The following is a 13,394-nucleotide window of genomic DNA, read 5'->3' as shown; positions in this document are numbered from 1 at the left end:
TTGTTAATTCTGTAACTCCTGCCACATCTCTCCACAGCAACGTCAAGACGGCTGCTACCATCAAGGGTAAATTTAGTATCCGATCTCTGAGGCCTAATTGACGATAATAATTTTCTTGAGCAGTAATCGCCGGAGTCAGTAATGCTTCAAGTTGATTGGCAATTACTTCATCTTCTGCCATCGGGCGTTGGGTTCTCTTCGCGTGATCTCGGTTTAGTTTTCGGTTGTTACTCATGGGCAACTGCAATCGCTCAACTCTTCTTCTGTTAGAAGTTTCACCCGATTTTTGTTGCCTCTTGACAAATTCCCGAATTCCTTAACTTGTGACTAATGTCCAATATCTGTGAAGAAATTTTGGTTTTAAGTTGCTTGATCGTTGTAGATTGACTTACTTCATCAAATAGAGATGATATTTGAAACCCTAACGATATTCATCAGCCGAACAATCGCTCTTTAAACCCATAAATAAAAAGTCTGGTTTTGAGAGGTTTAAAAAAATATTTTTGAAGTTTTTTTTGAAGGGTTCCTAGCAAGTAGAGGCTTAAAACCATTTAATTAATATCCAAACATTGTTTTAATACAGCTAGTTAAAAACCAATAGCTATTATATTGCTTGAAACAACATTTCGAATTTTATGTAGCTAGTGCGGCAATTTGTTTTTTAATCCAAATATTATAAGGCAGAGATAAAATCACTCCCAGAATCAAATAAGCAGCCAGGATAGGTATTGCGATCGTTGCCCCATTAGCAATAGCGATAAATAGAGCCAAACCCACATTACGGGCAACAGTAGCAGTTGCTAAAGTGGAACGAGTGTCTAGACGTTGCTCGATACCACCTAGTAAATGGCCGATAATTAAACCTGGAGGAATGATTAGCGCAATTATTCCAGCAGCCTGCCAACCAGCTAGGGGAATAAGATTAAAACTAATAAATATTGCGAAGAGTACCATAACAAAAAATAGAGTATTCGCAATATTAAATAATAGGTTGCTAATTTCTTCTGCCAACTCAGCAGAAATCTCGCGAATTATTAAACCAAGAGATAAAGGCAATAATTGGACTATAGCTATCTGTTTGGCAACTAATAAAAAATTAATATTTCCTTGATAACCAGGAATTAGTTGGGCAAAAATAAACAATATCAAGGGTGTAAAAATTACAGCTGACAAAGATAAAATAACTTGTAAACTAGCGCCAAAATTCATCCGCCCACCTGCCATCATAGCCCTTTTCGTTAGCAGTGGAGGCCCAGGGGAAGCAGCTAGAATAATCAAGGCGATCGCTGTGGCTTTATTAGTAGGAAATACTAATAAGATCAAGAAAACTATTAGGGGAAATAAAACTAAAACTGACAATAAAGATTTAGCCAAAAATTTAGGATGATTTTTCACAGAAGCGAAATCGGTTAAAGGTATTTTGGCTCCCATGGTTAACATAATAGTAAAAATAGTCAGAGCAATTAAATTTTTGATAACTTGACTATCAAGAGTGAAAATATCGGTGAGATTGAAGTTATCCGCAACTAAAGGAATAAATGCTGCTGATCCTATAAAGAGCAGAATAGTTCCGACTATAAACCCCAAAGACCAATTGGGAATATATTTAAAGTCTTTTTTCTGGATATTCTTCAGGGTAAACCAGTGCGAAATCAAAGCAACAATTAAAGCAAAAATCCCTAAAACCATTAAACTTAAACCCAAAAGACGTCCCTCGGCTGACGCATTAATATTTCTTCCAGTTTCAGTTTTTTCTAAATATTCAAAAAAGCGACTAATTCCAAAACCAAAGGCAAGCATCGATAAAGAAGTACGAATCCAGGCCATTAAAGTTCGCTCTTGGGCGGCACGGGTGCGCTCTCGCGCCAATTCTGTTCTTTCTTCGGCTAGAGCAATACGGTGTTGAGCGAATTCTGTGAGCTCAATCGCCAGTTCGTTACTGTTAGGGAATTGTTCTTCAGACATGATTTTAGTTAGGGCAAAATTTTCACCCGGCAAAAAACTTCTTAAATGTTCTTAACTAAACGAAAACCTATATGAGTGGTTCCCGTATCTGGTGACTGAGACTCCCTTGCCGCTGGACGATAACGACTACAATAATTGGGAGCACAAAGGTGAGAACCGCCTTTAATTACATGAGAATTACGTTCAAAAGGTTTCTTGGGATCGTAGCCAATTTTGGGACCTTGAGGATTACTTTTGTAAGCCATCGGCTTCCGTAAAACTTGGTAATAATCCTGAGTCCATTCCCAGACATTTCCAGCCATATCGGATAAACCATAACCGTTAGGAGGAAACGAGCCTACAGGAGCAGTCCCCAAGTAACCATCAGCTTTGGTATTGAAAAAGGGAAATAATCCTTGCCAAGTATTGGCATTGGTTGCGGAATACTCATCACCCCAGGTGTACTCTTTACCTTCAAGTCCACCTCGCGCTGCATATTCCCATTGAGCCTCTGTGGGCAACTGCTTATTAGACCATTTTGCATAGGCTAAAGCATCAAAATAAGCAATATGGACTACAGGATGATTTTCTTTTCCCTGAATATTACTTTCTGGACCATAGGGATGTTGCCAATTAGCGCCCGTGACCCAATGCCACCAGCCCATATAGGCTATCTGTTCCAATCCTGCTTCTGGAGGTTCAAATACCATCGAGCCTGGTTTTCTTGCCGATTCCGGCAAGTCAGGAAATTCTTGTACCGATAAAGGACGTTCCGCAATGGTTAGGTAACCAGTTTTTTGGACAAATTTAGCAAACTCGGCGTTAGTCACCTCATGGGTATCTATACAAAAGCTATCGATTTTAACCTTCGCGATCGCATTTTCCTCTACAAATTCAGGATGATCTGAACCCATGTGGAAAGTTCCACCGGGGATCAAAACCATATTTTCAGGACAGGAAGGAGATGCGGCAAGACTAGGAACGGGATTGAATATTAAAGTGAAAATAAATATTAGAACGAAGAAACAATATTTCATTTTGTGATAGAGGGCTGGGCTGGGTTTAATCAGCCCTTGGTAAAAATTTGAGAGTTAGAAGTAGCATCTATCTTGGTTGTGATAGTTGAATACTTGAGTCTATATCTAAGATTTTCTCTCTCAAACTATGAAGACATCCAATTAATTAAAAGCTGGATGAATTTTGCAAAGCATCTAAGGCTTCGTCTATGGTAAAGCTAGCAGCCTTCTGACGAGGAGGAAACTCTTGAAATGTTGAGAGAAAATCCCCAACAAAAGTTTGAGCAGGTAGTAGTAAAAAAACATGATCTAAATACCAATCCCAATAGGTATTAGAAGTTATACTAGCCCTTTCGTAGGGGTCAGTCCGAAGATTATACAGCCAAGGAATACGGGTTTTGACAAATGGTTCACCCCAGAGAGCAATAGTTCCCTCTTTGCGTTGTTGCGCAAAATGGACTTTCCAATTGTCATAACGCATAGCTAATAAGTCACCATCATCGGAAAAATAGAAAAATTCTTGGCGAGGAGCTTTATCTGTTGTTCCTGTGAGATAGGGCAAGAAATTATAGCCATCAAGATGTACTTTATAGCCGAGATAACCTTGGAGTAACTTATCTTTAACATCAGGTTCGCCCGCAGCTGCGACTAAGGTGGGCATCCAATCCAAATTGGACATAATATCATTAGACACTGTCCCAGCCTGAATATGACCTGGCCAACGTATCATGCAAGGAGTTCTAAAACCCCCTTCCCAACCAGTATTTTTCTCCCCTCGAAAAGGAGTCATTGCCGCATCTGGCCAGGTGTTCATGTGAGGCCCATTGTCAGTACCATAAATGACGATAGTATTGTTCGTTAATCCCGCTTCATCTAAAGCAACTAAAATTTGACCGACATTTTTGTCATGATCGATCATCGTGTCATGGTAGGGAGATTGCCAACGTCCCGCTTGACCCAGACTTTCTGGTTTGGTGTGGGTGCGGAAGTGCATATGAGTGAAGTTGGTCCAGAGAAAAAATGGTTTATCTGTGGCTGCTTGTTTTTTGATATATGCCACGGAACGCTCGGCAATATCATCATCAATAGTTTCCATCCGTTTTTTAGTTAATGGCCCAGTATCGATAATTCTGCCATCGGCAAAACTATGAATTACGCCCCGAGGACCAAATCGTTCCTGAAAATTAGGAAAGTCCTCAGGGGAAGGATAGTCGGGTAATTCTGGTTCTTCTTCCGCGTTGAGGTGATAGAGATTACCGTAAAACTCGTCAAAACCATGGTTAGTGGGTAGAAACTCATCCTTATCTCCTAGGTGATTTTTCCCAAATTGGGCAGTCGCATAACCCAATGGTTTCAACATTTCGGCAATTGTTGGGTCTTTATCGCTCAGTCCGAGATCTGCACCTGGCAAGCCAACCTTACTTAAACCAGTTCTAAAAACACTTTGGCCAGTGATAAAGGCCGAACGACCGGCGGTGCAGCTTTGTTCGGCATAATAGTCGGTAAATAACATGCCTTCTTGGGCAAGACGATCAATATTGGGGGTCTGAAAACCCATCATCCCTTTGGTAAAAACACTGAGGTCGCTTTGCCCAATATCGTCACCCCAGATGACCACAATATTAGGTTTTTGGCTGGAAATAGTGTTTGAAGTTGCTGCTAAGACACCATTACAAGGTATCAGCAGACCAAAGATAGTAAATACAATGGTTATTAATAGTAGTTGAAAATACTTCATATCCTGTTTGGCCGGACTATGATTAACGATTAACTATGATTTATTTCTAATTAAGAAATGTTCTTGAATAAGCAATAAGTCATAAGCAGCATACATTAATCAGGAGTTGGCTGAACTTGAATTTATTTTAAGTTTAGTGAAGCAAGTTAATGTTATGAAACGCCAACTTTTTTAGTGCAAAAACCATTCTATGCTAATCATGATACGAACTAAATACATCTAAAGTTAGGTGAGGTAATTTCATGGCTAATTTAACAGTTTGGAAATTCAGTGATGCTGAGGGAGCACAAAGGGCTCTAGAAATCATGGCAAAACTTCGAAAAGAGCATCTGATAGAGATATTAGATGCAGCAACTGTTTCCTGGCCTCAAGGGAAGAAAAACCCCAGAACTAGGCAGGCCGTAGATTTAGTCAAGATAGGTACTCTTGATGGTGCATTTTGGGGTATGTTGTTTGGTCTGATTTTCTTTTGCCCTCTATTGGGGGTTGCAGTTGGTGCTTTAACTGGAGCGCTTTCTGGTCACTTCAAAGATTACGGCATTAATGACGATTTTATTAAAGAAGTCCAAGACAAGGTCACAGAGGGAACCTCCGCTTTGTTTTTGCTTACTGGACAGGTGACTTTGGATAAAGTTGAGGACGCTCTCGCAGGAGAAGAAATGGAGCTAATTACATCCAATTTATCAAAGAAGCAAGAAGACACTCTAAGAGAACATTTCAGCGTTGCTTGATTGATATTACCGTTTCATTTACAGTGGTTGTCATAATTCTTAATTTATATGTTTAACCGATTATCCAATACGCTACGTAGTCCCAGCCAAATTGCACGTACTTTTCGTCGTTTGGGTTGGATAGGCTTTTGGTCGCAAATCATATTGGGCTTGATTCCAATTGTCCTGATGATATTCCAAGGGATTTTCTCCTCTAAGTCTCAGCTAACAGGTGTTCCGGATTCGGGGAATATTTTAAGCTTTATTGACATCCTGACTCTTCTTTTTACTATTTACTGGTGTTTTCGCTACACTCGATTGGCTAGTAAATTAGAGAACTCCAACCAACTTCCCCCCAAAGTAAGGGTCACTAGAGAAGTTTGGATTGGCATAATTGCCAACTTGGGAGTTATCCTCCTTGCTGTTTTAATTGGCATGATCACGGTGGGTGGTTTGCTGTATGTCATACTATCACTCCCCCCAGGTGCCGCAACAATTTTGCAGCCGGCTCCAGGAGGCGCCTTGATTAACCCAGGTCCAATAATTGTGCCTATGGACATACTGGGTCTGTTAGCCATAATGAATGTGATTTTGGCAGGACTGATTGGTGTCATCGTCAGCTTGCGCTTGCTATCCTGCCTATGAGTATGACAAAAAACGACCTAACTGAAATTCCCAAGTTATATAACCCTAATGATAATTTGTGATGATTTTGTTGTTGCTAATTTTTTCATGGTTTGAGACTAATGCCTTTTCGTCAAGCTTGACTTTGACTTTTAAAATGTCGATAAGGAACTACATTCACATTGATTTCAACGGGCTGATTCACTGTTTTACTTAACGCTTGAGAAGTCGCATCAATTCTTTCTTGTATCTTATTCATCTCCTGAGAAGGAGCTTCAACCTCGGCCCGAATCTGTATTAAATTATCCTCCCGATAACTAGTATTTATTGAGCGAAATCTAATCGTTCGAGGAAAGAGATCCGGTTGATTTTGTCTTAATTCGAATACGGTTAGCATCACGTTGGAATTAAGATAAAGACTCTTGAGAGAATAGGCTAGCGGTTGCAGCAACATTAGTAACCCTAATAGGGCGACAATTAAACCAAATGCTGCTTTTTTAAGACTACCGTATCTTTGAAATAGAAAAATTAAACTACCACTAAAGACAATTCCTACTAAATTGGTGAGAAACAATATAAATGAACCGGCTGCGATACTTGCATCTACACCCCAAGACGCAGCAATTTCAGTTCCCAATTCACCTAAGCACAAACCAATTCCTACAACAGCTAATGGTGGCACTAAGGCTACAGAGATAGCTACTCCAGGAAGGGTATTCGCAATGCTACGACGAGTGTTGGCAAAAGCAGCCGCCATCCCAGCTGCTACTGCGACCCCTAAATCCAGGGAATTGGGCTGAGTCCGGCTCAGGATTTCTGAACCCACCACCCTTAACCCCAAAAGCTCGGTAGTCAAGTAGCTAATGACAATGACTAAAATAATTCCTGTACAAAGTGTTAAGATAGCTCTTTCGAGTAATTTCGGACTGAAAACTACCAGAGCATAAGCTAGGCTAATTATAGGATTCATCAGTGGGGCAATAATCATTGCACCGATAATTGTCGCCGCACTATTAGTCAATAAGCCAAAAGTAGCAATCATTGAGGCTAAAGCAAGTAGTAAATAGAAGTTTACTGCTGGTAGTGATGCTTGCAATAAAGTTTGATTTAATTCACTTGCGGGAATAGGAACTTCTCGCAGTAATTCCCAATCATGGTTAAGACTCTGCCAAGATTGCTGTAAATATTGTCTGATGCCACGTTGCCAAGTCATAGGTTAAAAAAATTGATTTTTATTTTTATCCTTTGAGATCATGAGTTAAAAACCCTGCTTTAAAAAAAATTTAATAGAGCTCCATATCAGTATTTCACTAAAATCTGCATCATAGACAAATAAGACCATAAAACAGCTCAGAGGATTTAAATTCAGATTTTACCCCAACTTATCTCAAAAACTAGACTTGACAAAAACCTTTGGTTGTAAGCAATATGCTTACCCTAAGATCCTGCAGAAAATTTTTGGTTCTCAATCAATTAATTTAGGAAGGTTCCCAGATCGTTATGTCGGCAAAGGAATTCCCGCTCAGAGTTAAGATAAAGATATTGAATCCATATCCTTACCTACTGCGATTAATGCTCCTCAGCTTCCTCTCTATCTGTTGGCTCAAGATAAATATGGCTCGGATGCTAATTTTTCTCCGCTGCGCTGCGGCTTTTAGTTTATTACTAATGACAACCGGTTGCAGCTCCTGGAGAACGCGATTCTCAAGAACCACTGCTGATTGGACACATCGCTCTGCCGAAATCGCCTGTTACTCTGGAGGTCAACTTATTTATTCAGGCAGGACTGATGGGAAGGTCTTCTCGGAATCTAATTCCGATGGGTATACTTTTATTTCAGCAGATGATGGAAAACTCAAGGAGGTTTCTGGCGACTGTATAATCAAGTATGATTAAGTGTTAGATAAATAGGGCAGTAGCATCCATATTATTGAAAGCAAAATAGAAAAGCGCGACGCTCAACTAAGTAAGCGATTATTAAAATATAATGATTTCAAGAGATAAAATATTGCAATTATGGTGTTGTGCAGACACCAAAGGCGATATTACCTACGAGGTCTCCTGAAGCAGTCATAACCATATATCCTGTATCTTCCATAACAGCTACTGTCCAGCCAAATCCATCTTGGACATCTTCTCTACCTTGTTCCGCACCCTGAAGCATCAGTTTGTTATCAACTACTTTAACCTGATCTATATTGCTTATCCGAGACTCATCTGCTTCTTTCTTGCTTTGGATAGTCTTTTTTCTTGTGTCAATCCACAGGTACCTTGGCAGATTGATCTCTTCAGCAGTTACCTCTTTACACCCTCCCCCCATGATGCATTCGGTAACATCAATTACGGTGCATACAAAAGGTTCAGAGCTGTCAAAATCAGCGGCCGCTACTCTAAGTGAGGTTGTGGGGATACAGAATAGAGCCATGATAAACATGAATGTCTTGTTCATTTTATTTTCCTATTTCCTATTTTTCAGTGATGATTAAAAATTGACTGTATACCCCTTGCCTTGTAGGCAGGTTTGGAACGCCAGGTTGAATCGCTCTCGATCCCTAAATTGTTCGGCTTCTTGTTGCTGAGCCCATTGTCTCTGGGCTGTTTGTTCTCTGACCGCTTGATCCGATCTTCTCATGCCTCCCATTAAGGCTCCAGTGGCCGCCCCAGTGGCTGCACCTCTGCCGGCATCACCTCCGATGGCTCCTGCTACTGCGCCAAGAGCACCTCCGCGTAATCCGCCTCTTAATAGTCCTCCTTGGGATGCTTCTCTAGATGGTGGAGGAGTTGTGGCTGTGGGCGTTGCTAAGGGGTCAAACCCAGTTTGCTGCCTGGCCCAAATTTGACATTCAACCTTATCTCGCTCCATCTGCTCCTCGCTTTGTCCTTGGCTGGGAAAAACAAATAAATCCTGTGCCAAAGCTGCCTGCGCGGATGAAGATAAAATGGCAAAGGGAATAAAAATTAGAGGAATAGACTTCATAAATTATTTTTTTATTCAGATTTTAGGGCAACTTACAAAATAATCTCACTCTTTGTAGCATCGTTCAAGCCCGAGCATATTTACGCTTATTATCTGCTAAATACTTTTAAATACTTTTTGTGACAATACTCTCATTTCCGGTTCTTTTATGGAGACTTGCGATCGCTAAAACAGGCATTCGCGATCGCTATATTCGGTATATTCTGTTCAACCCCAGGTTCTCTTATTGGGACATACCTAAAATTATTGTCAAAAATGAAATCCAAACCCGACCCAAATACCCTGCTCTTGATTAAAAAAGTCGAAGTCACCAGTATTACTTAGGACGTCTCCATCGACTTTGATATCACCATCATCGGCGTTAATCTCTTCGAGTAGATAGGCTAATCTTAGTTCAAAAGTTTTTGACAGCATCCATTCTAAGCCAGCGACCAGGTTCCAGGTTAAATCAGTAGGATTAATCCCAATATCTAAACCGGAAACATCACCACGAACAGCGAAAGTAACCCTTTCGGAAGCCTGCAATCCCAGTCTCCCCCCCAATAAAGGTTCGGCATAGAACTCATCTACACTGATATCAGGACCAGGATCTAGTTCAACATCAATGTCAAAAAAGCCAAGTCTCACACCCGCAATTGGTTCAAAAAATAAAATAGGATAGTTTTTTATTTCTTTACCTTTTCCCGTATCAACTAAGCGATAAGAGGCAGCTAAATCAAAAAAACCGTTTTTGAATACAAATTCGCTTTCAACATCAACTTCTAGATTTAGGTCTATCGTTCTATTATTGCGAGTAGTTATATTATTGGCTTCGAGCGTGACATCCCCACCTGTTTTAACTCTGGTGTATTGTGCATCAAAGATCAGAATTACAGGGCCTTTGCTGGCTTCAAAACGCCCTGAGAGCCTTAATACACTATCAAGACCAGTAATATCACTGAAGTCTAGATCATACTCTATTGAACTGAATGCAGAGCCTTGGGGGAATATAGTACCGAGTTGAGCGTCGTTAGTAGTAACCCCAGAGGGCAGGAATTCAGCAATATTAATTCCTCTAAATCCCACATCACTGAGGTTTAGGTTCTCTAAACCAGAAAAATCAAAAACTCCGTCAATTTGAACTTCTCCTCTAACTCGAAATGGAATTAAAAGAGTTGGTTGAATTTTAAAACGCCAGGATTCATTATCCTCGATGACACTTTCTGGTTTTTGTTGACTCAAGTTTGGGGTTTCAAGCGCTTGTCCAATATGAAAATATTGAGTTTCTTGAGAAGTTGTTGGGCTATAGATTGGGTACAGAGCGCTAGCGTTAGTGCTTAAATTGCGGATTTGATTGACTCTTATCGTATGTTCTTGAATATTGTGTTCTGAAGCCGTTTCCTGAGAATAAGCTACTTTAATAGGTAGAAATAGCCAAACGAAAGTAAAAATAAATTTGTAAAAATTCAATCCTATGTGGTGTGACATTAAGCACAGTAAAATAGTATTTCATTAAAAGGAATGTTGGCCATATTTGATTTTTGCCAGACAGACCTTGGAATTTGCTTAATAAGAGTTTACACCTGGCTTTCTATTTTACGATCATTAAAATTGACAGATGAGTCGGGAATATTTCTTCTCGACTCATTTTAATAAATACAACTATATTAATTAATTACCAGCTTTTTGTAACTCTTGAGGTTTTAAGGTTAACTTTTGAGTTTGTACTCCCCTTTTCACAGTAATATTCAAAGGCTTATCAATCTGACTTTGCTCGATCGCTTCCTGTAGTTGCTCGGCTGTTGCAATCTCAGTTCCAGCAATGTTTGTAATCACATCGCCTCGACGCAAACCTCCTTGAGCAGCAGGACTTTCCGGAACTACTCTCACGATTAGTACACCTTTGCTTTCGGGAATTTCCATCAAAGAGTTAGGATCTTTATTCAGCCTTTGGGCAACTTCGGGCGTTAGAGTCAACAGCTGAACGCCAATGTAGGGATGGGGAATGCTTTCGCCACGAGCTAGTCGATCTTTAATTTCCTTGGCTTTATCAATAGGAATCGCAAAGCCAATCCCTTCTGCATCAGCCCGAATAGCAGTGTTGATGCCGATTACCTCTCCACGATCATTTAACAAAGGGCCACCAGAGTTACCAGGATTAATCGCAGTGTCGGTTTGAATAAAATCAAGACGTTTATCGGGAATACCAACTTGGGCGCTGGAGCGCTTGAGAGTGCTAATAATTCCTAAGGTTACGGTGTTATCTAGTCCCAAAGGATTGCCAACTGCGATCGCCCAATCGCCTACTTGTGTTTGGCTAGAATCGCCCAAGGTAGCAACGGGTAAATTATCTCCTTGAATTTTAACTACGGCTAAGTCGGAAGGTTCATCAACTCCTAAAACTTCCCCCTGAAAAGTCCGCCCGTCTCTTAATCGTATAGTTACTTTATCGGCATCATTAACAACATGGGCATTGGTGAGAAGAATCCCTGTTTTGTCGATAATAAATCCTGAGCCCTGACCCTGCTGACGATATTCTTGAGGTAACTGGGGAAAAACATCTCTACCAAAAAAATTGCGGAAAAAAGGATCTTCGAAAAAGGGACTTTGAACTTGATTTTTTACAGTCCGCTCGACATCAATACGAACTACGGCATCGCCAACACGATTTACAGCAGCGGCGACAAAATTACGAGGTTGATTATCTAAGGGTTCAGTTACTTCGGAGGGGATAACTGCTACTTCTGCTGATTTCTCCCCAACTGAAACTATAGACGACAAGCGAGGAGATGCCCGCAACGAACCGAGAGTCAAAGCGATGCTAGCTGATGCAACAATGGCATAGATTCCGGCTTGGCGTAAAGATTTATAAGTCGATTTACCCATCACAAATTTATTCCTCCTTAAAGAGATTGAACATTCAAAAATATAATGATTCATTATTGATTTATTTTGTTCCCAGCAAAATTCAAAGCCAAGTTTATCAAATTACTATTACAGCTTAATTAAGCAATTCTAATGTCATGGACAATCCCTTAATCTCCAGTCTTGTCACAATTACGATTTTCACGCTGATGCTGGCGATCGGAGTTAATTTATCTTCTGCGAAACTACTTGCGCTCTGGCGCAGACCTGCTATCTTGCTGCGTGCTCTTCTAGCTGTTGTGGTGTTGGTTCCTTTGATAGTTATCGTTTTACTGCACTTGTTCGATTTACCACCAGGAGTTGCTTCTGGACTAGCATTGTTAGCTGCTGCACCTGGTGCTCCTCTGACGACCAAACGTTCTCAAATGGCGGGAGGAAATTTTCCCTATTCTGTTACTCTTCAGTTAACCCTGGCCTTGCTAGCTGTATTGATTATCCCGTTTACCTTGGGAATTTTTTATAGCTTGTTCGATTTAGAAATAGAGAGCGTTACAATTTCACAGGTTTTTCATCAGGTGGCAAGAGTCCAATTCTTCCCAGTTATTCTTGGCTTGCTAATCCAAAAATTGAGCCCTAAAATTACGTCTGCGATCGCTAAGCCAATTATCATGATAGCTAATAGCTTATTTTTGCTATTGATTATTCTCCTGATAATTCCCAGTTTTCGCCTAATGGTTCAAATCGGCGCTTTCCCACTGGTAGCAATTGTGCTCATGGTAATTTTTTCTTTAGCAATTGGGCATATCTTTGGAGAAGCTGAAGTTGGCAAGCGTTCGGCTCTAGCTATTGCCTGTGTCGCCCGTAATGTAGGTCTAGCAATTTATATCGCTTACTTAAGCAATGCACAAGAGATGGTCAAGGTTGTCCCGACCCTAATATCCTATGTTATTTTGGGTGCACTGATCGCGATTCCCTATTCTCAATGGAGTAAGCGACAATTGACATGAATCTGTATATTATTAAGCATAAAACAGGATGCGCACTGGGAAACAGATTTATTCGAGATCGCCACAAACTTCAACTTTTATCAAAATGTATTAACTGCGGTTCTTTATTTCCTATTTCAGCTTTGTTTCAGTCTCTTACTTGGGATTATGAGGTTTGCGACCTGAATACCTGTCCAGGATTGTCCAGGACTCAATATAGTTTCAGTCCCGTACTTGGGATTATAAGGTTTGCGACCTCGGTGGTATGTTGAAGGATTAAGCGACCCATATACGTTTCAGTCCCGTAGTTGGGATTATAAGGTTTGCGACTGCTGATATTGATATTCAAGTCCGCTACAAACCGCAAATGTTTCAGTCCCGTAGTTGGGATTATAAGGTTTGCGACTTCGATTAACGGTAATCTTGCCGATATCTTCGCTTTCTCCGTTTCAGTCCCGTAGTTGGGATTATAAGGTTTGCGACACCATTGCCGATAATTTGCGTTTGATATTTGGTATGTTTCAGTCCCGTAGTTGGGATTATAAGGTTTGCGAC

At 40.5% G+C, this 13,394-nt stretch carries 12 protein-coding genes, 1 pseudogene and 1 CRISPR repeat array; of the genes and pseudogenes, 4 read left to right on the top strand and 9 right to left on the bottom strand.

Features of this window, described 5'->3' with window-relative positions:
- From XEN7305_RS07000 to XEN7305_RS06985, 4 genes and pseudogenes are all read right to left on the bottom strand, one after another.
- Positions 1-181: pseudogene (locus tag XEN7305_RS07000) on the bottom strand (IS4 family transposase); the annotation flags it as partial.
- A 452-nt stretch (positions 182-633) separates the two neighbouring features.
- A complete protein-coding gene (locus XEN7305_RS06995; protein ID WP_040897001.1) occupies positions 634-1,965 on the bottom strand; it encodes a DUF202 domain-containing protein in 1,332 nt (443 codons plus the stop codon).
- Positions 1,966-2,006: 41 nt separating this feature from the next.
- The gene (locus XEN7305_RS06990; RefSeq protein WP_006508673.1) at positions 2,007-2,981 is read right to left on the bottom strand and encodes a formylglycine-generating enzyme family protein; all 975 of its coding nucleotides are present in this window, start codon (positions 2,979-2,981) and stop codon (positions 2,007-2,009) included.
- A gap of 145 nt (positions 2,982-3,126) precedes the next feature.
- Positions 3,127-4,698 carry an arylsulfatase gene (locus tag XEN7305_RS06985; protein ID WP_006508672.1) on the bottom strand — a complete coding sequence of 524 codons (1,572 nt, stop codon included), beginning with the start codon at positions 4,696-4,698 and terminating at the stop codon, positions 3,127-3,129.
- Between the two features lie 242 nt (positions 4,699-4,940).
- On the opposite strand from XEN7305_RS06985, the gene XEN7305_RS06980 reads away from it, so the two are divergent.
- Positions 4,941-5,429, top strand: a complete 489-nt coding sequence (locus XEN7305_RS06980; protein ID WP_006508671.1) for a DUF1269 domain-containing protein — start codon at positions 4,941-4,943, stop codon at positions 5,427-5,429.
- Between the two features lie 48 nt (positions 5,430-5,477).
- Positions 5,478-6,053, top strand: coding sequence for a DUF3611 family protein (locus tag XEN7305_RS06975; RefSeq protein WP_006508670.1), 576 nt, complete (start codon positions 5,478-5,480; stop codon positions 6,051-6,053).
- Between the two features lie 112 nt (positions 6,054-6,165).
- Here the strand turns inward: XEN7305_RS06975 and XEN7305_RS06970 are convergent, their stop codons facing one another.
- Positions 6,166-7,245 carry a DUF389 domain-containing protein gene (locus tag XEN7305_RS06970; RefSeq protein WP_006508669.1) on the bottom strand — a complete coding sequence of 360 codons (1,080 nt, stop codon included), beginning with the start codon at positions 7,243-7,245 and terminating at the stop codon, positions 6,166-6,168.
- A 127-nt stretch (positions 7,246-7,372) separates the two neighbouring features.
- On the opposite strand from XEN7305_RS06970, the gene XEN7305_RS30005 reads away from it, so the two are divergent.
- A complete protein-coding gene (locus tag XEN7305_RS30005; RefSeq protein ID WP_083889327.1) occupies positions 7,373-7,564 on the top strand; it encodes a helix-turn-helix domain-containing protein in 192 nt (63 codons plus the stop codon).
- Between the two features lie 482 nt (positions 7,565-8,046).
- Here the strand turns inward: XEN7305_RS30005 and XEN7305_RS06960 are convergent, their stop codons facing one another.
- The 4 genes from XEN7305_RS06960 to XEN7305_RS06945 all read right to left on the bottom strand — a co-directional run bounded on the left by XEN7305_RS06960 (position 8,047) and on the right by XEN7305_RS06945 (position 11,874).
- Positions 8,047-8,481, bottom strand: coding sequence for a hypothetical protein (locus XEN7305_RS06960; RefSeq protein WP_006508667.1), 435 nt, complete (start codon positions 8,479-8,481; stop codon positions 8,047-8,049).
- 33 nt (positions 8,482-8,514) lie between these two features.
- A complete protein-coding gene (locus XEN7305_RS06955) occupies positions 8,515-9,009 on the bottom strand; it encodes a glycine zipper family protein (protein WP_006508666.1) in 495 nt (164 codons plus the stop codon).
- Between the two features lie 249 nt (positions 9,010-9,258).
- On the bottom strand, positions 9,259-10,476 hold the full coding sequence (locus tag XEN7305_RS06950) for a hypothetical protein (protein WP_006508665.1): 1,218 nt from the start codon (positions 10,474-10,476) through the stop codon (positions 9,259-9,261).
- Positions 10,477-10,659: 183 nt separating this feature from the next.
- The gene (locus XEN7305_RS06945; RefSeq protein ID WP_006508664.1) at positions 10,660-11,874 is read right to left on the bottom strand and encodes an HhoA/HhoB/HtrA family serine endopeptidase; all 1,215 of its coding nucleotides are present in this window, start codon (positions 11,872-11,874) and stop codon (positions 10,660-10,662) included.
- A gap of 137 nt (positions 11,875-12,011) precedes the next feature.
- Between XEN7305_RS06945 and XEN7305_RS06940 the strand changes: the two genes are divergently transcribed.
- On the top strand, positions 12,012-12,860 hold the full coding sequence (locus tag XEN7305_RS06940) for a bile acid:sodium symporter (protein WP_006508663.1): 849 nt from the start codon (positions 12,012-12,014) through the stop codon (positions 12,858-12,860).
- A 124-nt stretch (positions 12,861-12,984) separates the two neighbouring features.
- Positions 12,985-13,394: a CRISPR direct-repeat array (repeat unit 37 nt; unit sequence GTTTCAGTCCCGTAGTTGGGATTATAAGGTTTGCGAC).

Source organism: Xenococcus sp. PCC 7305, assembly GCF_000332055.1.
GTDB lineage: Bacteria > Cyanobacteriota > Cyanobacteriia > Cyanobacteriales > Xenococcaceae > Xenococcus.
Note: the sequence above shows the minus strand (reverse complement) of the source record. Positions and strands in the feature narration are given on the sequence as shown.

Excerpts from the sequence above, each read along its gene's own strand:
- XEN7305_RS06970 (WP_006508669.1), bottom strand. The coding sequence starts at position 7,245 with ATGACTTGGCAACGTGGCATCAGACAATATTTACAGCAATCTTGGCAG.
- XEN7305_RS06940 (WP_006508663.1), top strand. The coding sequence starts at position 12,012 with ATGGACAATCCCTTAATCTCCAGTCTTGTCACAATTACGATTTTCACG.
- XEN7305_RS06950 (WP_006508665.1), bottom strand. The coding sequence starts at position 10,476 with ATGTCACACCACATAGGATTGAATTTTTACAAATTTATTTTTACTTTC.
- XEN7305_RS06985 (WP_006508672.1), bottom strand. The coding sequence starts at position 4,698 with ATGAAGTATTTTCAACTACTATTAATAACCATTGTATTTACTATCTTT.
- XEN7305_RS06990 (WP_006508673.1), bottom strand. The coding sequence starts at position 2,981 with ATGAAATATTGTTTCTTCGTTCTAATATTTATTTTCACTTTAATATTC.
- XEN7305_RS06945 (WP_006508664.1), bottom strand. The coding sequence starts at position 11,874 with ATGGGTAAATCGACTTATAAATCTTTACGCCAAGCCGGAATCTATGCC.
- XEN7305_RS06975 (WP_006508670.1), top strand. The coding sequence starts at position 5,478 with ATGTTTAACCGATTATCCAATACGCTACGTAGTCCCAGCCAAATTGCA.
- XEN7305_RS06960 (WP_006508667.1), bottom strand. The coding sequence starts at position 8,481 with ATGAACAAGACATTCATGTTTATCATGGCTCTATTCTGTATCCCCACA.
- XEN7305_RS06980 (WP_006508671.1), top strand. The coding sequence starts at position 4,941 with ATGGCTAATTTAACAGTTTGGAAATTCAGTGATGCTGAGGGAGCACAA.
- XEN7305_RS06955 (WP_006508666.1), bottom strand. The coding sequence starts at position 9,009 with ATGAAGTCTATTCCTCTAATTTTTATTCCCTTTGCCATTTTATCTTCA.
- XEN7305_RS06995 (WP_040897001.1), bottom strand. The coding sequence starts at position 1,965 with ATGTCTGAAGAACAATTCCCTAACAGTAACGAACTGGCGATTGAGCTC.